Below are 20,720 nucleotides of genomic sequence, written 5' to 3'. Positions count from 1 at the left end.
ATAAACGGATGCCTGACACGAAGGAACACGCATGGTGACCTCACTCCCCCCGCACCCCCTCGAGCACGTACTGTTCGAGGTCAAGCGCACGATCGTCGGGCAGGACGTCCTGCTCGAGCGCATGGCCGTCGCCCTGCTCGCGGGCGGCCATCTGCTCGTCGAGGGCGTGCCCGGCCTCGCCAAGACGCTCGCGGTGAAGTCGCTCGCCTCGGCGATCGGCGGCCAGTTCCAGCGCGTGCAGTTCACGCCGGACCTCGTGCCCGCCGACCTCGTCGGCACCCGCGTCTACCACCAGCACACAGGCGAGTTCGAGACGGTGCTCGGGCCGGTGTTCGCGAACCTGCTGCTCGCCGACGAGATCAACCGCGCGCCCGCGAAGGTGCAGTCGGCGCTGCTCGAGGTCATGCAGGAGCACCAGGTGACGATCGGGCGCGAGACCTTCCGCGTGCCCGAGCCGTTCCTCGTCATGGCGACCGAGAACCCGATCGAGTCCGAGGGCACGTACCCGCTGCCCGAAGCGCAGGTCGACCGCTTCATGATGAAGGTCGTCGTCGACTACCCCACCCAGCCCGAGGAGCACGCGATCGTCGACCGTGCGCTGCGGCCGGCGCCGCTGATCCAGGCGATGCTGTCGCCGGAGTCGCTCATCGAGATGCGGGAGCTGGTCGACACGATCTACGTCGACCCGGCGATCACCGACTACGCCGTGCGGCTCGTCACGGCCACCCGGTCGCCGGGGCTCGTGGGACTCGGTGAGCTGGAGCGCTATGTGTCGTATGGCGCGAGCCCGCGCGCATCCATCGCCCTCGTGCTCGGCGGTCGCGCGCTCGCGTTCCTGCGCGGCCGCGGCTACGTCCTTCCGCAGGACCTCGCCGAGCTCGCCCTCGACGTGCTGCGCCACCGCGTCGTGCTCAGCTACGAGGCGCTCGCCGACGAGGTCGACGCCGACGCGATCGTCTCGCGCGTGCTCGGCGTCGTGCCGGCGCCCGAGGTCGTGCTGCAGGCGCGATGAAGAACAGGTGAGAGCGGATGCCTGAGCCCACCACGTCCCGTGCGGCGGAAAGGCTGCTGCTGCGGCTCGAGTGGCGCGTGCTGCGCCGCCTCGAGGGGCAGCTGCAGGGCGGCTACCGCACGGCGCTGCGCGGCTCTGGGTTCGACTTCGCGGGGCTGCGCGCCTACGTCGCCGGCGACGACGCCCGCCGCATGGACTGGAACGTCACCGCGCGGCTCGGCGAGCCGCACGTGCGCGTCTTCACCGAGGACCGCGAGCTGACGGTGTGGCTCGTGCTCGATCGCTCGGCGTCGCTCGGTGCAGGCCACCGCACCGAGGCCGGCCGCGGCAAGGACGACGTGCTCGCCGAGTTGGCCCTCGCCCTCGCGCGCCTGTTCGGGCGCGGCGGGAACCGGGTCGGCGCTCTCTTCTACGACGAGGGCGCGACCCGCGTCGTGCCGCCGGGGACCGGGCGACGGCACGCGCTGCGCATCGGGCACGAGCTGTCGCGCGAAGCATCGGCCCCGCGCCCGAAAACCCGCGCCACCACCGATCTCGCCGCCATGCTCGACCGCATAGCCGGGCTCGCGCGCCGCCGCAGCCTGATCATCGTCGTCTCGGATTTCATCGGCACCGGCGACTGGCCGGCCGCCCTGCTGCGGCTGACACAGCGGCATGAGGTGGTCGCGCTGCGCGTGACGGATGCCGCGGAGGGCGAGCTGCCCGAGGCGGGCCTCATCATCGTCGAAGACGCCGAGACCGGCGAGCAGCTGGTCGTCGACACCTCGGACCCGGTGTTCCGCGCGGGTTACCGCCGCGGCGTCGACCGGCTCGAGGGTGAGCTCGACGCGGGCATGCGCCGCGCCGGGGTGCCCGTGCACCGCGTCGACACCGAGCGCGAGCTCGACCGCGCGCTCGTCGACATCGTCGCCGCCACCCAACGGCCCCGGGCAGAGCGGCGCCCATGACCCTCGACGCTGCTCCCCTGCTCGTGCTCGGCGCCGTCGTCGTCGCGGCGCTCATCGTCGTCGCAATCGTGTTCGACCAGCGCCGCAGCGCCGCACTCGCCCGCCTCGGCGCGAACCGGGCGGGAAGCGGGCGTGCTCGTCGGATCGGCATCTGTCTGACGATCGCGGGCGTGGGTGTGCTGGCGTTCGGGGCGGCGGGGCCTGCGGCATCCGTGCCCGTCCCGCGCGCATCCGGCACGGTGATGATCGCGATGGACGTGTCGCAGTCGATGAGCGCCACCGACGTGAAGCCGAGCCGCATCGTCGCAGCCGAGAAGGCGGCCAAGAAGTTCATCGACGCGCAGCCGTCGAGCGTCGACATCGGCGTCGTCGCGTTCGAAGAGGGCGCGCTCGTGACGACGAAGCCGAACGCCGACCACAGCCAGGCGCTCAACGCGATCGAGCGGCTCAAGGTCTCGGGGGGCACCTCGCTCGCGGCGGCGATCACGGGCTCACTCGCGGCGATCACCGGGAAGACGGTCACGATCGGGCAGGACGGGCAGCTGCCGGACCTCGGCTACTGGGGCTCGGCGACGATCGTGATCTTCAGCGACGGGCAGGACACGGGCAACCCCGACGCCGTCACCGCCGCCGAGCTGCTCGCCCAGCAGTCGAGTGTGCACGTCGACACCGTCGGCGTCGGGACCACCGCGGGCACGACGGTGACCGTCGACGGCTACCGGCTGCACACCGCCCTCGACGAGGACACGCTGAAGGGCATCTCGCAGATCACGAGCGGCGCATACCACCCTGCGACGGATGCCGCGCAACTCGGCAGCGTCGCGAAGTCGATCGACCTCAGACTGACCCTGCAGAACAAGGCGTACCCGCTGGCGGGCGGCCTCATCGGCCTCGCGCTCGCACTGCTGCTCGCCGGCGCGGTGCTGACCGTGGCCGGCACGGGGCGGGTGGTCTGATGAGCTTCACATGGCCGTGGGCGCTGCTCGCACTGGTCGTCATTCCGGCGCTGCTCCTCACCGCCTGGTGGCTGCGGCGGCGCCGTCGGCGCGCGGCGGTGCGGGTCGCGTCGATCGCGGTCGTGCGGCAGGCGCTGCCCGCGCGCAGCAGCTGGGTGCGGCGGATTCCGGTTGCTCTGATGCTGCTCGGCATCGGGGTGCTCGCGGTCGGGGCGGCGCGGCCGCAGGCATCCGTCACCGTCCCGTCGAAATCGTCGACGATCGTGCTCGCTCTCGACGTGTCCGGCTCGATGTGCTCGACCGATGTGAAGCCCAACCGCATCACGGCCGCCGAGCAGCAGGCGAGCACCTTCATCACGTCGCTCGCCGGCGGCCCGAAGGTCGGGCTCGTCGCCTTCGCCGGCGCGGCGGGCGTGCTCGTGCCGCCGACCGGCGACACGAAGTCGCTGCTCGACGGGCTGAAGGGCCTCACCACCTCGCGCGGCACGGCGATCGGGCAGGCGGTGATGACGTCACTCGACGCGATCTCGAAGGTCGACCCGTCGGTCGCGCCGACCGGCACCGACAGCACCGCGCCCGACATGGTTCCGGCGCCGAAGCCCGGCGCCTTCGCCCCCGACGCGATCGTGCTGCTGACGGACGGCGCCAACACGCAGGGGATCGACCCGCAGACGGCCGCGAAGTTCGCGGCGGAGCGGCACGTGCGCGTCTTCACCATCGGCTTCGGCACGACTACGCCGTCGTCGCTCGTCTGCCCCGGCTCGCAGCTGAACGACGGCTTCGGCGGGTTCGGCGGCGGCGGGTTCGGCCCGGGGGCCGGCGGCGGTTTCGACGGGGGCGGCTTCGGCGGGCGCGGCAACGTGCTGCAGATCGACGAGGGCGCGCTGAAGCAGATCGCGAAGACGACCGGCGGCACCTATCACCGCGCGCAGAACGCCGACGAGCTCAAGAGCGCGCTGGCGAGCCTGCCGAGCAAGTTCAGCCTTGTGAAGCAGCATGTCGACCTCGCCGCATGGTTCGCCGGCATCGGCGGCCTGCTGATCGCGGTCGCGGTCGGGCTGTCGCTGTGGTTCTCGCGGGTGCGCACGCCCGGCGGCATACGACAGACGACGTATGGCGGTGACCGCCCGCCGCCGTGATGATGCGGCCATGCGGGTGCGGCGCGTGAGGACGGTCGGGTTGCTCGGCGCGCTTGCACTCGCGGTGGTGATCGGGGTGAGCGGATGCTTCGGCCCGTCCGCCTCCGCGAGCGGACCGGCCGGCGCTGCGAAGTTCTACCACCAGAAGCTGACGTGGAAGCCGTGCGTCGGCGCGTACATCTGCACCAAGGTCACCGTCCCCGAGGACTGGAGCAAGCCTGGCGGAGCGACCATCCACGTGGGTCTCATCAAGAGCGCCGCGCTCTCCGGGCGCGCAAAGGGGACGATCATCTGGAACCCGGGCGGACCCGGCGGAGTAGCCGAGGACTACACGGGCGGAACCAGCTATGGAGTCGACGGTCTCGTCGCAGCGGACTACGACGTAGTCGGCTACGACCCACCAGGCGTCGGGCTCTCGACGCGGGTGGACTGCGGACCGGAGTCCGAGCTCGGCACGCTGATCTTCGCCCCCGACCCGGCGCCCGTCGGCAGCGCGGCGTGGGTCTCGGCGGAGGAGAAGAGTGACCGCAGCTACGCGGCTGAATGCGTCAAGCACACGGGAACCGAGCTGCTCCGACATGTCGACACGGTGACGGCCGCGCGCGACCTCGACGTCGTCCGCGCAGCTCTCGGGCAGAAGCGGCTCGACTACGTCGGCGAGTCCTATGGAACAGACCTCGGCATCGTGTACGAATCCCTGTTCCCCGAGCACATCGGCCGCGTCGTCCTCGACGGCGTGGAGGACCCTCTCGAGCCCGCCGTCGACCTCGATGTCAACGCGGCCGCCGCGTTCGAGAAGGACCTCGACGACTACCTGGCGTCATGCAGCGGCAGGCTCGGGTGCCCGTTCACCGGATCGCTGGATCAAAGCCGCGCGACGTTGGCGAATCTGCTCGCCGGCCTTGCGGACCATCCGCTGACGACCTCCGGCAGTTTCCGACTCGGCGGCGGGGCCGCCACGCTCGGCATCAGCGATGGCCTCGCTTCGCAGTCCCTCACCGGCACCGCGTTCTCGAATCTCGATGACGCCCTCACCGCGGCGATGCACGGAAACGGCGATGACCTGCTCACGCTCGCAGAGGACTACTTCGCCTGGAGCCCGGACTTCACCTCAGGCTCGTGGTACCCCGCCAACATCGCCATCTCATGCGCGGATCGGAGTCTTCCCACCGGTGCCGCGGCGATGGCGGACGAAGCGATGAAACTGCGCACGGCGGCGCCGGTGCTCGGCCCCTATTTCAGCTATCAGGGCGCCGTCTGCGAAGGCCTTCCCACATCGGGCAAGCACTTCAGCGACAAGACGCTGCCGAGACCTGCGCACCCCGTGCTCATCGTTTCGGCAACCGGCGACCCTGAGACGCCGCACTCGAACGCCGTCGCCGTCCATGCCCGAATGTCGAACACACGTCTGCTGATCCGCGACGGTGACGGTCACACCTCGTACAACGGCGGCAACAACTGCGTCGACAGTGCCGTTGACGCGTACTTGATGTCGGGCACGCTCCCGCAGGACAACACGCACTGCTAGGTTCGGCGCGTGCCGACCGACGCGCCCGCCGCGCCCCCAGCCCGCCATCCCGGCACCGTCGCCGAGGTGTTCCTCGTCTTCCTGCGCCTCGGCGTCACCTCGTTCGGCGGCCCGGTCGCGCATCTCGGATACTTCCGCGATGCGTTCGTGCTGCGCCGCCGCTGGCTGTCCGAGAAGGCGTATGCCGACCTCGTCGCCCTCTGCCAGTTCCTGCCGGGCCCCGCCAGCAGCCAGGTGGGCATGGCGATCGGGCTGCAGCGCGCGGGATTCCTGGGGATGCTCGCCGCCTGGTGCGCCTTCACCCTGCCGTCGGCTGCACTGCTCACCGCATTCGCCTTCGGCGTCGAGGCCGTCGGCGACATCGGCGACACCGGCTGGCTGCAGGGGCTCAAGGCGGCTGCCGTCGCGGTCGTCGCGCAGGCCGTGCTCGGCATGGCCCGCACGCTCGCGCCCGACACCAAGCGCGCGACCATCGCGATCGGTGCGATGATCGCCGTGCTGCTCATCCCGAGCTCGCTCGGCCAGGTGATCGTGATCGCCGCGGCCGCCGGGGCCGGCCTGCTGTGGCTGACTGCGCCGCCGACGACGATCGAAGATGCAGATGCCTTCACCGTCCGCGTACCCCGCGGCGTCGCCGTCGCGTGCCTCACCCTGTTCTTCGCACTGCTCGCGGCGCTGCCCATCGCGTACGCGGCGACGCACGACGCAGGCATCCGCCTCGTCGACATCTTCTACCGCTCGGGCGCGCTGGTCTTCGGCGGCGGCCATGTCGTGCTGCCTCTGCTGCAGGCGGGCACGGTGCAGACCGGGCTCGTGAGCCATACCGATTTCCTGGCGGGCTACGGCGCGGCGCAGGCGGTTCCGGGGCCGCTCTTCACGTTCGCGGCGTTCCTCGGGGCCGTCATGCAATCGGGCCCGACGGGCGTCGCGGGCGCGTCGATCGCGCTCCTCGCGATCTTCCTGCCCCCGGCGCTGCTGATCGTCGGGGCGCTGCCTTTCTGGGATGCGCTGCGCGCCGCCCCGCGCGTGCGCCGCGCGCTCATGGGAGTGAACGCCGGCGTCGTTGGCATCCTCGCCGCCGCGCTCTACGACCCGGTCTTCACGTCGGGCGTCACCTCGGCGCGTGCTCTCGCCGTCGCTGTCGCGGCGTTCCTGGCCCTGCAGTTCTGGAAGTCGCCGCCCTGGGCTGTCGTCATCGCGGCCGGCGTGATCGGGTTCCTCGTCCTGTGACGCCTCGCGGCCGATCGGGCGCAACTGAGTCGATCGGGCAGATCGATCGGCACAATCGGTGCGCCCGATCGACCCGATTGCGCCCGATCTGCTCAGCGCCCTACCCGCCGAGCGCGGCGATCTGGGCGGCCGCCTTGAGCTTCATCTCGGCGAGCTCCGCCTCGGGCTCCGACGAGGCCGTGATCCCCCCGCCGGTGCCGAAGGTCGCGCGATCGCCGTCGACGACGATCGTCCGGATCGTCGTCGCGAAATCCGCCGGCCCGTCCGCCGCGAAGTAGCCGAAGGCGCCCGCATATGCCCCGCGCGGCATGCCTTCGAGCTCGGCCAGCAGCTCAACCGAACGCCGCTTCGGCGCGCCGGTCATCGACCCCGCGGGGAAGAGCGCGGCGAAGGCATCCGTCGCCCCCATGCCCGGAGCCAGCCGCCCCCTCACCGTGCTCACCAGCTGGTGCACGGTGCGGTAGCTCTCGAGGCCGAACAACTCGTCGACGGTCACCGAGCCGAGTTCGCTCACTCGGGACAGGTCGTTGCGCACCAGGTCGACGATCATCAGGTTCTCGGCTTGCTCCTTCTCGCTCGCGAGCAGCTCTGCGGCGAGCGCGGCGTCTGCGGCGGCCTCGGCCGCCCGAGGCCGCGTGCCCTTCATCGGTCGCGTCGCGGCGACGCCGTCGCGCACCTCGACGAACCGCTCGGGCGAGGCGCTCAGCAGCTCGAGTCCGCCGAGCCGCAGGTAGCCGCCGTGATGACTCGGCGCGAGCCGACGCAGCCGCCGATACACGTCGACCGGCGATGACGGTCGCGGCGCCGACCACTGCTCGGTGAGGCACAGCTGGTAGGCGTCCCCCGCGGCGATATGCGCCTGACTCGCCCGGATCAGCCCGAGATAACCCGCGTCATCATGCGCGCGCAAGATCTCGACGTGCTCGGTCGCGGCTGGCGGGTCGGATGCCTCGGCCGAAGCCCCCTCGAGCGCGCGCAGCGTCGCCTCGACCCAGTCGCCGTCGAGGTCGGCCGCGACGACCTTCACGACGCGAGCGCCGTGGTCGAAGACGACAGCCCGTTCGACCAGCATCATCGCGGCGAGCGCACCGCCGGCGGCCGCGGTCGGCACCCCCAGCAGCGCCGACCCGAACTCGTGCGAGAACCACCCCGCCCATGCGGGCAGCAGTCCGGCCCCGACCTTTGCGGACCCCACGGGCCGGTCGGCATCAACGCTGCCAACGCGCTCGAGAAGTTCAGCGAGATCCGCCTTCAACGCGGCGAGCATCGGCGAGACATCCGTCGCGGTGCGCGCGCTCAGCCGACGCGCGGCAGCGCCTGGCCACCCGATCACGCTGATGCCGTCGACGGCATCGGGCCCGGAATCGAGCCACACCACTTCGCTGCCCCGGTCGAGTGCGAGAAACGCCGCCTCCGGGTCGACCCAGGTCGCTGCGCGCTCGATCATCGTGCGAGCGTACCGGTCGGCCGCGTGGCGACCAGTGCCTCCCGCGTCATTTCGATGAGGGAACAGATTCGGCGCGTCGCCAAAAGTGTTCCCTCATCTGAGTCCGCCGACAGGCACGCCGCCGCTCGGTGCGACGGCGACCTCGCTCCTGCCGTCAGCCCCAGACGTCCTCGGCGATCGCGACGACCTCGCGCACCTTCGCCCACTGCTGCTCCTCGGTCAGCAGATTGCCCTCCTCCGTCGAGGCGAAGCCGCACTGCGGGCTGAGGGCGAGCTGCTCGAGCGGCGCGAACTCGGTCGCCTCCTCGATGCGCCGTTTGATCGCGTCGACATCCTCGAGCTCCCCCGACTTCGACGTGATCAGGCCGAGCACCACCGTCTTCGCACCGTGCGGCAGGAACCTCAGGGGCTCGAATCCGCCCGCGCGCTCGCTGTCGTACTCGAGGAAGTACCCGTCGTAGTCCGTGTTCGCGAGCAACTGCTCGGCGATGGGCTCGTAGCCGCCCGACGAGATCCAGGTCGACCGGAAGTTCCCGCGGCACACATGGGTCGTCACGACCATGTCCGACGGCTTGCCTGCGAGCGACGCGTTGATCAGCTCGGCATACCGCTCGGCGAGGCCCTCGGTGCGGATGCCTCGGGCGGCCGCCTTCTCGAGCTCGACCTCGGAGCAGAGGTACGCCCAGGCGGTGTCGTCGAACTGCAGGTACCGGCACCCGGCGTCGTAGAACGCCCGAACGGCGTCGCGGTAGGCGGCGGCGAGGTCGTCGAACGCGTCCTCATGGTCGACGTAGGCAGTGGTCGTCACCGCGTCGGCGTCCAATCGGAAGTGGAGCACCGTCGGCGACGGGATGGTCATCTTGGGAAGCAGACCGGCCGGCGCGTTCTCGTGCAGATAGCTGTAGTGCGCCAGGAACGGGTGCGTCGATGAGAACCCGATGCGGTCGCTGACCCGAAGCACCTTGTTCGCGGTCGAGACGCCCGTGAATTGGATTCCGTGGTCAGAGTCGACCACTGAGACCCCGTCGAGCCCGTCGAAGAAGTCGTAGTGCCACCACGCGCGCCTGAGCTCGCCGTCGGTCACGGCGCGCAGCCCTGAGTCCCGCTGCCGCCCGAGCACGTCGACGATGGCGGCGTTCTCGATCACGCGCAGCTGGTCCGCGTCGAGCAGGCCGAGCTCATAGTCGGCGCGGGCGAGCTTCACGCTCTCCGGGCGCAGGAAGCTGCCGACGATGTCACTGCGGAACGGAGGATCGACACTCACACGAGTCACGCTAGCCGCTCGGCCGCGCACACGGCCCGGCATGTCGTTAATCGAACCCCGGGCGGCCTGTCAACGGTCTGTTCCCCGCCGGCCCGCGCGCCTACGTTCACTACTACGGGGCGGCGCGGCCCCAAGAAGGGGGCAGGCATGAACAGCCAAGCTGTGTATCGGACGGAAGCGGGCGACTGGCGCATCGAGAAGCAGAGCGACGGCCTCTACCGCGTCACCGGCGCGGGCCACGGCACGAAGGGCAACGCGGGATTCATCGAGCAGGTCGGCGGCGTCTGGGTGGCGCTCGCCGGTGCGCGGCTCGACCACTGCGTCGAGGTCGGGCAGTCGGTCACCTTCGACCGCGCCGCAGCGCTGCTGCTGAAACACGGACCGGCGTGAGCCCGCGCCGACAGATCTCCCGCTCGCTCGGCGTCCGCCTCATCGAGGGCGGCGCCGAGTTCGCGGTGTACAGCGAGAACGCAGACGCAGTGGCAGTGTGCGTCGTCGGCGCCGACGGCACGGAGACCCGCACCGACCTCGGCGACCGCACCGGCCACGTGTTCCACGGGTTCGTTCGCGGCGTGGAGCCCGGCACACGCTACGGCCTGCGCGTCACGGGGCCGTCGGACCCGGCATCCGGCCTGCGGTTCGACGACAGCAAGCTGCTGCTCGACCCGTATGCGACCGCGACGACGGATGCTTCGGACGGCACGATCCTCGGCGTCGTGACCGACCCCCGCTCGTTCGACTGGGGCGACGACGCGCCGCCGCGCACGCCGCTCGCCGACACGGTCGTCTACGAGCTGCACGTGAAGGGCTTCACGAAGACGATGCCCGGCGTCCCCGAGGAGCTGCGCGGCACGTACGCCGGCCTCGCCCACGGCGCGGCGATCGACTACCTGCGCGATCTCGGCGTGACGGCCGTCGAGCTGATGCCGGTGCACCGCTTCGTGCAGGACGGGCACCTGCTTGAGAAGGGCTTGCGGAACTACTGGGGCTACAACTCGCTCGCGTTCCTCGCGCCTCATCCCGAGTACGCCGCAGCGGACGACCCGCTCGCCCAGGTCGACGAGTTCAAGACGATGGTCGCGGCGCTGCACGCGGCCGGCATCGAGGTGATCCTCGACGTGGTCTACAACCACACGGCCGAGGGCAACCACGACGGCCCGACGCTGAGTCTCAAGGGCATCGACAACCCGTCCTACTACCGCCTCGTCGAGGGCGACCCGGAGCACTACTTCGACACGACCGGCACGGGCAACAGTCTCAACGTGGGGCATCCGGCGGCCCTCGCCCTGATCATGGACTCGCTGCGCTACTGGGTGACCGAGATGCACGTCGACGGGTTCCGTTTCGACCTCGCGACGACGCTCACGCGGCAGGGCGGCGACCCCGACGTGCACAGCGCGTTCCTCGCGCTGACCCATCAGGATCCGACGCTCGCGCCGGTGAAGCTGATCGCGGAGCCGTGGGACACCGCGGGCTATCAGGTGGGCGGCTTCCCTGCCGACTGGTCGGAGTGGAACGGCCGCTACCGGGACGACGTGCGCGACTTCTGGCGCGGGCGGCCCGGGATCCTCGGCACGTTCTCGCAGCGCGTGCTCGGAAGCCCCGACGTATACGAGGCGTCGCGGCGCTCACCGCTGTCGAGCGTGAACTTCGTGACGGCGCACGACGGGTTCACGCTCGCCGACCTGACCAGCTACGACGAGAAGCACAACGAGGCCAACGGCGAGGGCGGCGCAGACGGGGAATCCGACAACCGCTCCTCGGGCTACGGCGCAGAGGGGCCGACCGACGACGAGGGCATCAACCGGCTGCGCACCCGGCAACGCAAGAACTTCCTCGCGACTCTGCTGCTGTCGGCCGGCGTGCCGATGCTGCTCGGCGGCGATGAGCGCGGGCGCACCCAGGGCGGCAACAACAACGCCTACTGCCAGGACAACGAGACGTCGTGGTTCGACTGGGAGCACGGCGACGACGAGCTGCTCGACCTCACGCGCAGGCTCATCGCGCTGCGCAGGGCGGAACCCGCCCTGCAACCCGACTGGTATCGAGAGGCGCCCGGAACCGGCATCCTGCGCTCGGTCGACCTGCGCCGCGCGGACGGCCGGCGGTTCGTCGCATCGGACTGGCTGCGCGCCGAGCACCGGGCGATCGTGTTCATCCTCGGCCACGCGGGCCACGACGCGTTCGCGGTGCTGATGAACGCGGCGGAGAACGGGGTCGAGTTCTCGCTGCCGCGACCGCCGCATCACGCCTGGCGGCTCGAGCTCACGAGCGACGAAGGCCTCGCGGTCGAGGTCGCCCGCCGGCTGACGCTCGCGCCGCGGTCGTTCGCCGTGCTGCGCTCGACGCGATCACTGCGCTGACGCGCACTCGCTCGTCCGGTCCCTCCACCGCCTGAAGCCGCGCCCGCAGAGCAACGACGCGATCGAATGCCGCCCGCGAGGTGCCTAGGCTGACCCCATGGCCACCGTCGTTCTCGTCAGGCACGGTCGCACCGCCGCGAACGTCGCGGGCGTGCTGGCCGGCCGCGCAGCCGGGGTGGGCCTCGACGAGGTGGGCCGCGAGCAGGCTGCGCGCACCGCCGAGCGCCTCGCCGCCGCTCCGCTGGCGGCTGTCGTCTCGAGCCCGCTGATGCGCTGCCGCCAGACCGCGCGGTCGATCATCGCCCGGCAGACGGGAACCCCCGAGACACCGCTCGACCGCGGCTTCATCGAGGCCGACTACGGCACGTGGCAGGGCCGCGCGATCGGCGAGCTCGCCCGAGAGCCGCTGTGGGACGTGGTGCAGTCGCGGCCGTCTGTGGCCGAGTTCCCGGGCGGCGAGGCGCTGACCGCCATGCAGGCGCGGGCGCTCGCGGCGCTGCGCCGCCACGACCACGCTGTCGAGCAGCGATTCGGCCCGGCATCCGTCTTCGCAGTGGTCACCCACGCCGACATCATCAAGTCGCTCATCATCGACGCGCAGGGGCGCCCGCTCGACGAGTTCCAGCGGATCGCCATCGCCCCAGCATCCTTGTCGATCGTCCGTTACTCGGGTGGGCAGGCCGACGTGCTCGCGATGAACTCGGTCAGCGGCGCGCTCGCGATCCCGAGTGAGGCGCGTAGATGACGGATGCCGCGGCTGGCCACCCCGACGGCGAGCTGCGCCTCATCGGGCGCATCCCGACCGCGTCCAACGCGGCGTTCCTGGCGTCGGTCGGTGAGACGCCGGTGATCTACAAGCCGACCGCCGGCGAGAAGCCTCTGTGGGACTTCCCCGACGGCGACCTCGCCCAGCGCGAGGTCGCGGCCTACCTCGTCTCAGAGGCGCTCGGCTGGGGCATCGTGCCGCCGACCTGGCTGCGCGACGGGCCGTTCGGCGCGGGCATGGTGCAGCTGTGGCGCGAGCCGAGCGGCCCGCGTGCGGTCGAGCTGTCACCGCCGGAAGCGCGGGCGGATGATGGTCGCCGGCGCGTGTTCGACATCATCGGCGAGCCCGACTTCCCCGTCGCGATCCTGCACGAGGACTCGGCCGCGCTGCGCCATATCGCCGTCTTCGACGTGATCGTGAACAACGCCGACCGCAAGGGCGGCCACATCCTCGAGATGCCGGGCGGCCACCGCCACGGTGTCGACCACGGCCTCACCTTTCACGTCGACGACAAGCTGCGCACGGTGCTGTGGGGCTGGGTCGGCGACGAGCTGACGGATGCCGAGCTGGCCGGCGTCGCAGCCGTGCGGGCGGCCCTCGCGAGCGCGCTCGGAGTCGCCCTCGCCGAGCTGCTGAACCCGTACGAGCTCGAGATGCTCGACTTCCGCTGCGAGCTGCTGCTCACGGAACACCGCTTCCCTGCGCCGCAGGGCAGCTGGCACACGGTGCCGTGGCCGCTCATGTGAATTACGCCAAAAAGCGTATTCGTGCCGCGCGGCGGCCCCGCCACGATGTGAAGAATGTTGGCTATGACCTGGCGCCCCGCTGACCTTGATGCCCTCGACCTCGAATACTCGCTCGTGCTCGCCGCGGGCGACTCCGGCGACGAGGTCGAGCTCGGCTTCGTGATAGTCGAAGGCGCCGTCTTCATCCGCGCCTACAGCGGGCCGAGCTCGACGTGGTTCCAGGCCGCGCGCGCCGCGGGGCGGGGCACGGTCGAATTCGGCGATCAGACCCTTGAGATCACCTTCACGGACGCCTCGGCTGAAGCATCCGTCATCGATGCCGCCTACTTCGAGAAGTACGGGCCCGCCGCCTCGCTCGCCACCAGCGCAGACGCGCGCGCCGCGACTCTGCAGCTCGACGCCGCGCGCTGACCCCCGGCGACGGCTACCGTTGAGGGATGACCGACACGGATTCCGCGCAGCCCGCCACCGATGACGCAAGCGCCGCGCCGGCGTTCACCGACCTCGGCCTGAGCGACGCGGTGCTCAAAGCGCTGAAAGACGTCGGCTATGAGACGCCGTCGGCGATCCAGGCGGCGACGATCCCGCTGCTTCTCGAGGGCCGCGACGTCGTCGGCCTCGCCCAGACCGGCACCGGAAAGACGGCTGCGTTCGCGCTGCCGATCGTCTCGCGCCTCGACATCTCTCAGAAGACACCCCAGGCTCTCGTCCTGTCGCCCACCCGCGAGCTGGCGCTGCAGGTCTCGGAGGCGTTCGAGAGCTACATGGCGCACGTGCGCGGCGCGCATGTGCTGCCGATCTACGGCGGCCAGGGCTACGGCACGCAGCTGTCGGCGCTGCGGCGCGGCGTGCACGTCGTCGTCGGCACGCCCGGCCGCATCATGGACCACCTCGAGAAGGGCACCCTCGACCTCTCCGAGCTCAAGTACCTCGTGCTCGACGAGGCGGACGAGATGCTGAAGATGGGCTTCGCCGAAGACGTCGAGACGATCCTCGCCGAGACGCCGGACGAAAAGCAGGTCGCACTGTTCTCGGCGACGATGCCCGCGCAGATCCGCCGCATCTCGAAGACCTACCTGCACGACCCGCAGGAGGTCACGGTCAAGACGAAGACCACGACCAGTGCGAACACCACGCAGCGCTACCTCGTCGTCTCGTACCCGCAGAAGGTCGACGCCCTCACCCGCATCCTCGAGGTCGAGAACTTCGACGGGATGATCGTGTTCGTCCGCACCAAGAACGAGACCGAGACACTCGCCGAGAAGCTGCGCGCCCGCGGCTACACGGCCGCCGCGATCAACGGCGACGTGCCGCAGGCGCAGCGCGAGCGCACGGTCGAGCAGCTGAAGGCGGCGAAGCTCGACATCCTGGTGGCGACAGATGTCGCGGCCCGCGGCCTCGACGTCGAGCGCATCAGCCACGTGGTCAACTACGACCTGCCGATCGACACCGAGTCGTACGTGCACCGCATCGGCCGCACGGGGCGCGCGGGTCGCAGCGGCGCCGCGATCAGCTTCGTCACCCCGCGCGAGCGTCGTATGCTCGGCACGATCGAGAAGGCGACCAGGCAGCCGATCACGCAGATGCAGCTGCCGACCGTCGACGACATCAACTCGACGCGCCTCACCCGCTTCGACGACGCGATCACGACGGCGCTCGAGCAGGAAGGCCGTATCTCGGCGTTCCGCGACATCATCGCCCACTACGTCGAACACCACGATGTGCCGGAGACCGACGTCGCCGCGGCGCTGGCCGTCGTCGCGCAGGGCGACGAGCCGCTGCTGCTCTCGCCGGAAGACGTGCTGCGCCCGCCGGTCGAGCGTGACGACCGGCGCGGGCGCGACCGCGATGGGGGGCGCGGCGATCGATTCGATCGGTCGGATGCCTCAGGCCGGCGCGGTCGTGACCGTGGCGCGCGCTCAGGTGGCGCCCTCGCGCCCTACCGCATCGAGGTCGGCAAGCGGCAGCACGTCGAGCCGCGCCAGATCGTGGGCGCGCTCGCGAACGAGGGCGGCCTGAGCCGCGACGACTTCGGCGCGATCAAGATCTTCCCCGACTTCTCGATCGTCGAGCTGCCCGCCGAGCTCGGCGCCGACACGCTGCGCCGGCTGGAGAGCACCCGCATCAGCGGCCGGCTCATCGAGCTCGCGCCCGACCAGGGTCGCAAGCCGCGCAGGCCGCGCCGCGACTGAGGCCGGTGGTTCTCACCAGAGGCTCGTCTGCAGCGTGGCGCCCGCTACGAGCGGCGCTGCCCCGACGAGCCGCTGCAGCGCGATGGCGTCGAACGGCGGCCGGTCTGTCGGAGTCGTCTTGTAGTCCGGGTCGTCGAAGTAGAAGAAGACGTCACGGCCTGCACCGTCGGGCCCGGCCCCGGCCAGCCACGCGCGTACGCGCGCGGCATGGTGCTCGAGGTCCTCAGGGGTCTGTCCTTCGGGGAACCGCCGCCGGGTGTCCTCGAATCGCACATAGACGAAATCCGCGGTGACGGCGTCGATGACCGGTCGCTCCGTCGAGTTCGTTATGACGGCAGCCACTCCGTGGCGACGCAGCAGTTCGAGATAGCGCTCGTTCACGAAGCTCCCATGACGCACCTCCATGCTGTGCCGCAGCGGGCGATCGGGTACCTTAGCGAGCTCGTCATCGACCTGGCCGCCGTGCCGTGCGATGAAGCTGCGCGCCTCATCGACGGAGCGCGGCAGCGCAGCGAGGAATCCGTCTATCAGCTCCGGGTCGAACGCGAGCGTGGGCGGAAGCTGCCAGAGGAACGGCCCGAGCTTCTCGCGCAGCAGCAGCGGACCCGAGGCGAGGAACGCGGCGACCTCATGCTCGGCACCGCGGAGTCGTCGTTCGTGCGTGATCGCCCCGTGCGCCTTGACGGCGAAGACGAAGTGCTCAGGCACTGCGTCGTGCCACTTGAGGAACGTCGATGGCGACTGCAGTCCGTGGTAGGTCGAGTTGACCTCGACCGTCGAGAGCCGCGCCGCGAAGTAGGCGAGCTCCTTCGTCTTCGCAAGACCACTGGGGTAGAACGTGCCGTTCCAGGCATCCTTCTGCCACGCCGACGTGCCGATGAATGCTCGGCCTCGTGCCTCTGCCATGCCCTCACGGTAACCGTCGGTCAACGTCTGCGCCCGGGTCACGGCGGCGTCGCGCTGTTCGCGGCTTTCGAACTTCTCGTCAGGAATCGCCCTGACCTCACCGCTTCTTGCCCTCGCGGAAGAGCGAGATCGCCTTGTCGATGCGCTTGGTCCTGGTCTCCGGGGTCTTCGCATCGTTGATGCTGTCGACGTGGTAGCGCTGCAGACTGTTGGAGAGACCGGCGAAGAATGCGCCGAGCCCGGGCTCAGCCGACAGCGCAGAGGCGAAGTCGTCGGGGATCACGATGCCGGTGTTGTTCCCGGTCGCCTCCACCGTGGTGTCGAATTCTGCGCTCGCTGGCATCCTCGCTGACCTCCTCGTACCGCTGCAGACTAGCCTTGCAGGCATGACTTCGCTCGCTCCCGTCGATGCCGCCGCGGTCGCCGGCGGCCCGTCCCTTTCCCAGGTGCGGAAGCTGGTGACGTCGATTCCCGGGCCGCGCTCTGTGGAGCTGCTGGAGCGCAAGAAGGCGGCGGTCGCCGCCGCGGTCGGCGTCTCGGTGCCTGTCGCGGTCGTCGCGGCCGGCGGCGGTGTGGTCGTCGACGCCGACGGCAACTCGCTGATCGACCTCGGCTCGGGCATCGCCGTCACCTCGGTCGGCAACGCCAACCCGCGTGTCGTCGAGGCGGTCACCGCGCAGGTCGCGGCGTTCACCCACACCTGCTTCATGATCGCGCCCTATGAGCCCTACGTGGAGGTCGCCGAGGCTCTCAACCGCCTCACCCCCGGCGACTTCGCGAAGCGCACCGCCCTGTTCAACTCGGGTGCTGAGGCCGTCGAGAACGCGGTCAAGATCGCCCGCAGTTACACGGGCCGCCAGGCCGTCGTCGCCTTCGACCACGCCTATCACGGTCGCACCAACCTGACGATGGCGCTCACCGCGAAGAGCAAGCCGTACAAGTCGGGCTTCGGCCCGTTCGCTCCTGAGGTCTACCGCGCGCCGATGTCGTACCCGTTCCGCGACGGGCTGAGCGGTGCCGAGGCCGCCGAGCGCGCCATCTCGATGATCGAGAAGCAGGTCGGGGCCGAGAACCTCGCGGCGATCCTGATCGAGCCGATCCAGGGCGAGGGCGGTTTCATCGTGCCGGCACCCGGCTTCCTGCCCGCGCTCGCCGCGTGGGCGAGGCAGAACGACGTCGTGTTCATCGCCGACGAGGTGCAGACCGGTTTCGCACGCACCGGCCACATGTTCGCGAGCGAGCACGAGGGAATCGTGCCCGACCTGATCACCACCGCGAAGGGCATCGCGGGCGGCCTGCCGCTGTCGGCCGTCACGGGCCGTGCCGAGATCATGGATGCCCCGCAGGTCGGCGGCCTCGGCGGCACCTATGGCGGGAATCCGCTCGCGTGCGTCGCGGCACTCGCCGCGATCGAGGCGTTCGAGCACGACGGGCTGGTCGAGCGCGCCGGCCGCATCGGCGAGGTCATCGCCGAGTGGGCCGTGTCTGTGCGCGCCGACGAGCCGCGCATCGCGGACGTCCGCGGCCGCGGCGCGATGGTCGCGATCGAGCTCGTCGACCCCACGACCGGTGCGCCGGATGCCGCGCTTGCCGGCCGCGTCGTCAGGTACGCCTACGAGCACGGGGTGATCGTGCTCACCGCCGGCACCTACGGCAACGTGATCCGCTTCCTGCCCCCGCTGTCGATCGGCGACGAGCTGCTCGCCGAGGGCCTCGGCGTCGTGCGCGAGGCCCTCTTAGCGAGCTGAGTCGGGCGGGGCGCCGGCGTCAGCCGATGCGGATGAGCTTCTTGTTCACGAACTCGTCCGCACCGAAGCGGCCGAGCTCGCGCCCGAAGCCGGAGCGCTTGACGCCGCCGAACGGCAGTTCCGGGCTGTCCGCCCCGACGAGGTTGACGTAGACCATGCCCACGTCGAGCCGGTCGGCGACGCGCTCGGCCTGGGCGGCATCCGTCGTGAACACGTACGAGCCGAGGCCGAACGAGGTGTCGTTGGCGATGCGCACCGCGTCGTCCTCGTCGGCCGCGCGGTAGACGACGGCCACCGGGCCGAAGAACTCCTCACGGTAGGCGTCGTTCGACGCGTCGACGTCGGTGAGCAGGGTCGGCTGGTAGAAGCATCCGTCGCGCTCGCCCCCGAATACGAGCGTCGCGCCCTGGCTGACGGCACGCTTCACCTGGTCGTCGAGCCGATCGGCCGCGGCAGCCGAGGACAGCGGGCCGATGACGGCGTCCTCGAGGCTCGGGTCGACGGGCGACGCCGCAGCGAGCGCCGCGCCGAACTTCTCGAGGAAGGCGTCGTAGAGGTCGTCGGCGATGACGAACCGCTTCGCCGCGTTGCACGACTGGCCGGTGTTGTCGAGGCGTGCGGCGACCGCTGACTCGACGGCGCCGTCGAGGTCGTCGGTCGAGAGCAGGATGAACGGGTCCGAGCCGCCGAGCTCGAGCACGACCTTCTTGAGGTGGCGGCCGGCGAGCGCCGCGACGGCCGAGCCCGCGCGTTCGGAGCCGGTGAGCGAGACGCCGCGCACGCGCGGGTCGGCGATGACGGTCTCGATCTGCTCGTTCGTGGCGTAGATGTTCTCGTAGGCGCCGGCTGGCAGCCCGGCATCCTGGAAGATCTGCTCGATCGCGGCGGCGGACTCGGGGCACTGCGGCGCGTGCTTCAGAAGGATCGTGTTGCCGATGACCAGGTTGGGGCCGGCGAAGCGGGCGACCTGATAGGCGGGAAAATTCCAGGGCATGATGCCGAGCAGGGGGCCGAAGGATGCTTTGCGCACGAGCGCGGACCCCTCGCCGCCGAGCAGCGTGATCGGCTCGTCGGCGAGGAACCGGGCAGCGTTGTCGGCGTAGTACTCATAGATATCGGCGGCGAAGTCGACCTCGGCGACGGCCTGCTCGATCGGCTTTCCCATCTCGCGGGTGATGATCTCGCCGAGCTCGCGGCTGCGCTCGCGGTGCAGTTCGGCGACCCTGCCGACCACCGCTGCGCGCTCTTCGACGGGCACTCGCGACCAGTGCGCGTGCGCGGCCGCCGCACCGGCGATCGCCGCGTCGAGCTCGGCGTCCGTGATCTCGGGGTAGGACTTCAGAAGCACCCCCGAAGCCGGGTTGGTGACGGCATACGTACTCATCAAGCTGTCCTCTCCGCGATCGCGCTGTCTCGATCGTCCTCCCCCAATCTCACCGCATCGCGGCGCGCCGGGCTAGGGCACGGCGCGGGGTGAAGCGATGCGCGTCGGCGGGTACCTGATGCGCATGAGCATTCACGACTCCGACAGCAACGAGCACGAGCACGAGCACGACGAGAAGCACACCCAGGGCGTGCCGCGCGAAGACGGCGCGTCAGAGCCCGACACCGCGAGCGGCGGCGCGCCCGACGAGGCGGACGACGAGGACGATCACTGAGCAGCGGCCGCCGGTGCGCCGGAGTAGCATCCGGCCGTGACCGCCGCTGAAGTCGAGGAGACTGCGGACGGTCTGCTGTCCGCGTTCCGCTGGCTCGCCGAACGCCTGCCTGCCGGCTGGAGTCGAACCGAGGGTCGCTCCGTCGCGGCGGTGACCGGGTTGCCCGCACCCGTGTTGAACGGCGTGTGGAGCGCCGAGGCGCACGCCGACCCTCAGGTTCTTGCCGAGCTGGTTGGCGTCGTGAGCGCGGCGGGGCTGCCGTGGTCGCTGCAGTCCCCCTCTCACAAGGAGTCGATGGGTCCGTTCGCTCACGCGCAGTCCCTCGTCGCGACCGAAACGATCCCGCTGATGCGCGTGGAACGTCGGCCGTGGTTGCGAGCGACCCCCGGGCTGACGATGCGGAGGCTCGAGACGCAGGATGCCGCGCTGCACGCTCGGCTCGCAAGCCTGGGCTACCCGGCACCGGCCGCCGTGTTCGAGCCGCTCGCGTCGGCCGAGCTCGCAGAAACGGGCGACATCGGATACTTCGTGGGCGAGGTGGAAGGCGAGCCGGTCGCGACGGCTCTTGGCCTGATGTTGGAAGACCATGTCGGCATCTTCGACGTCGCCACCCTGCCCGAGTATCGCCGCAGAGGCTTCGGTGCGGCTCTCACCGCCGCAGTGATCGATGACGCCATGGATCGCGGCGCGGGGTGGGCGTGGCTGCAATCGAGTCCGGCCGGATTCGGCGTGTACGAGAGCCTCGGCTTCCGGACGGTCTCGGAGTGGACGTGCTGGGCGCCGGCGTAGGCGCTCCCCCCTCGGCGATTTGTCCGTAG

General features: G+C 70.5%; 20 protein-coding genes. 15 read left to right on the top strand and 5 right to left on the bottom strand.

The window, feature by feature from the left end:
* Positions 1–31: 31 nt before the first annotated feature.
* From D7I44_RS14905 to chrA, 6 genes are read left to right on the top strand one after another with little or no spacing between them, the layout of a single operon-like run.
* Positions 32–1,012 carry an AAA family ATPase gene (locus D7I44_RS14905; protein ID WP_120790214.1) on the top strand — a complete coding sequence of 327 codons (981 nt, stop codon included), beginning with the start codon at positions 32–34 and terminating at the stop codon, positions 1,010–1,012.
* A gap of 17 nt (positions 1,013–1,029) precedes the next feature.
* Positions 1,030–1,959 carry a DUF58 domain-containing protein gene (locus tag D7I44_RS14900; RefSeq protein ID WP_120790213.1) on the top strand — a complete coding sequence of 310 codons (930 nt, stop codon included), beginning with the start codon at positions 1,030–1,032 and terminating at the stop codon, positions 1,957–1,959.
* Positions 1,956–2,915, top strand: coding sequence for a VWA domain-containing protein (locus tag D7I44_RS14895; protein WP_120790212.1), 960 nt, complete (start codon positions 1,956–1,958; stop codon positions 2,913–2,915). The genes D7I44_RS14900 and D7I44_RS14895 overlap by 4 nt, the downstream gene beginning before the upstream one ends.
* The gene (locus D7I44_RS14890) at positions 2,915–4,054 is read left to right on the top strand and encodes a VWA domain-containing protein (RefSeq protein ID WP_120790211.1); all 1,140 of its coding nucleotides are present in this window, start codon (positions 2,915–2,917) and stop codon (positions 4,052–4,054) included. Before D7I44_RS14895 ends, D7I44_RS14890 begins: the two co-directional genes overlap by 1 nt.
* Positions 4,029–5,582, top strand: a complete 1,554-nt coding sequence (locus D7I44_RS14885; protein WP_120790210.1) for an alpha/beta hydrolase — start codon at positions 4,029–4,031, stop codon at positions 5,580–5,582. Before D7I44_RS14890 ends, D7I44_RS14885 begins: the two co-directional genes overlap by 26 nt.
* A gap of 9 nt (positions 5,583–5,591) precedes the next feature.
* Positions 5,592–6,812: a chromate efflux transporter gene (chrA, locus tag D7I44_RS14880; RefSeq protein ID WP_245979704.1), complete on the top strand. Its 1,221-nt coding sequence runs from the start codon at positions 5,592–5,594 to the stop codon at positions 6,810–6,812.
* Between the two features lie 100 nt (positions 6,813–6,912).
* Here the strand turns inward: chrA and D7I44_RS14875 are convergent, their stop codons facing one another.
* Positions 6,913–8,259 carry an anthranilate synthase component I family protein gene (locus D7I44_RS14875; protein ID WP_120790209.1) on the bottom strand — a complete coding sequence of 449 codons (1,347 nt, stop codon included), beginning with the start codon at positions 8,257–8,259 and terminating at the stop codon, positions 6,913–6,915.
* 154 nt (positions 8,260–8,413) lie between these two features.
* Positions 8,414–9,523: a 5-methyltetrahydropteroyltriglutamate--homocysteine S-methyltransferase gene (locus tag D7I44_RS14870; protein ID WP_245979700.1), complete on the bottom strand. Its 1,110-nt coding sequence runs from the start codon at positions 9,521–9,523 to the stop codon at positions 8,414–8,416.
* A gap of 147 nt (positions 9,524–9,670) precedes the next feature.
* On the opposite strand from D7I44_RS14870, the gene D7I44_RS14865 reads away from it, so the two are divergent.
* The 6 genes from D7I44_RS14865 to D7I44_RS14840 all read left to right on the top strand — a co-directional run bounded on the left by D7I44_RS14865 (position 9,671) and on the right by D7I44_RS14840 (position 15,590).
* The gene (locus D7I44_RS14865) at positions 9,671–9,913 is read left to right on the top strand and encodes a hypothetical protein (protein ID WP_120790207.1); all 243 of its coding nucleotides are present in this window, start codon (positions 9,671–9,673) and stop codon (positions 9,911–9,913) included.
* Positions 9,910–11,886 carry a glycogen debranching protein GlgX gene (gene glgX, locus D7I44_RS14860; protein ID WP_181445574.1) on the top strand — a complete coding sequence of 659 codons (1,977 nt, stop codon included), beginning with the start codon at positions 9,910–9,912 and terminating at the stop codon, positions 11,884–11,886. Before D7I44_RS14865 ends, glgX begins: the two co-directional genes overlap by 4 nt.
* A 97-nt stretch (positions 11,887–11,983) precedes the next feature.
* Entirely contained in the window at positions 11,984–12,631 is a 648-nt protein-coding gene (locus tag D7I44_RS14855; RefSeq protein WP_120790206.1) for an MSMEG_4193 family putative phosphomutase, read from the top strand.
* Positions 12,628–13,398: an SCO1664 family protein gene (locus D7I44_RS14850; RefSeq protein WP_120790205.1), complete on the top strand. Its 771-nt coding sequence runs from the start codon at positions 12,628–12,630 to the stop codon at positions 13,396–13,398. The genes D7I44_RS14855 and D7I44_RS14850 overlap by 4 nt, the downstream gene beginning before the upstream one ends.
* A gap of 63 nt (positions 13,399–13,461) precedes the next feature.
* Entirely contained in the window at positions 13,462–13,809 is a 348-nt protein-coding gene (locus D7I44_RS14845; protein WP_120790204.1) for a DUF2255 family protein, read from the top strand.
* Positions 13,810–13,835: 26 nt separating this feature from the next.
* A complete protein-coding gene (locus tag D7I44_RS14840; RefSeq protein WP_120790203.1) occupies positions 13,836–15,590 on the top strand; it encodes a DEAD/DEAH box helicase in 1,755 nt (584 codons plus the stop codon).
* A 12-nt stretch (positions 15,591–15,602) separates the two neighbouring features.
* Here the strand turns inward: D7I44_RS14840 and D7I44_RS14835 are convergent, their stop codons facing one another.
* Positions 15,603–16,496 (bottom strand): DUF72 domain-containing protein, encoded by an 894-nt coding sequence (locus D7I44_RS14835; protein WP_162940307.1) that lies wholly within the window; start codon positions 16,494–16,496, stop codon positions 15,603–15,605.
* Between the two features lie 97 nt (positions 16,497–16,593).
* Positions 16,594–16,839 (bottom strand): YdeI/OmpD-associated family protein, encoded by a 246-nt coding sequence (locus tag D7I44_RS14830; protein WP_181445573.1) that lies wholly within the window; start codon positions 16,837–16,839, stop codon positions 16,594–16,596.
* A gap of 43 nt (positions 16,840–16,882) precedes the next feature.
* On the opposite strand from D7I44_RS14830, the gene gabT reads away from it, so the two are divergent.
* Entirely contained in the window at positions 16,883–18,244 is a 1,362-nt protein-coding gene (gabT, locus tag D7I44_RS14825) for a 4-aminobutyrate--2-oxoglutarate transaminase (protein ID WP_120790200.1), read from the top strand.
* A gap of 19 nt (positions 18,245–18,263) precedes the next feature.
* On the opposite strand, the gene D7I44_RS14820 is transcribed toward gabT, so the two are convergent.
* A complete protein-coding gene (locus D7I44_RS14820) occupies positions 18,264–19,628 on the bottom strand; it encodes an NAD-dependent succinate-semialdehyde dehydrogenase (RefSeq protein WP_120790199.1) in 1,365 nt (454 codons plus the stop codon).
* Between the two features lie 124 nt (positions 19,629–19,752).
* Between D7I44_RS14820 and D7I44_RS18295 the strand changes: the two genes are divergently transcribed.
* Both D7I44_RS18295 and D7I44_RS14815 read left to right on the top strand, forming a co-directional pair.
* Entirely contained in the window at positions 19,753–19,902 is a 150-nt protein-coding gene (locus tag D7I44_RS18295; protein WP_162940306.1) for a hypothetical protein, read from the top strand.
* 36 nt (positions 19,903–19,938) lie between these two features.
* Positions 19,939–20,691: a GNAT family N-acetyltransferase gene (locus D7I44_RS14815; RefSeq protein WP_120790198.1), complete on the top strand. Its 753-nt coding sequence runs from the start codon at positions 19,939–19,941 to the stop codon at positions 20,689–20,691.
* The last annotated feature ends 29 nt before the right edge of the window (positions 20,692–20,720 follow it).

It is taken from the genome of Gryllotalpicola protaetiae (assembly GCF_003627055.1).
Lineage (GTDB): Bacteria > Actinomycetota > Actinomycetes > Actinomycetales > Microbacteriaceae > Gryllotalpicola > Gryllotalpicola protaetiae.
Note: the sequence above shows the minus strand (reverse complement) of the source record. Positions and strands in the feature narration are given on the sequence as shown.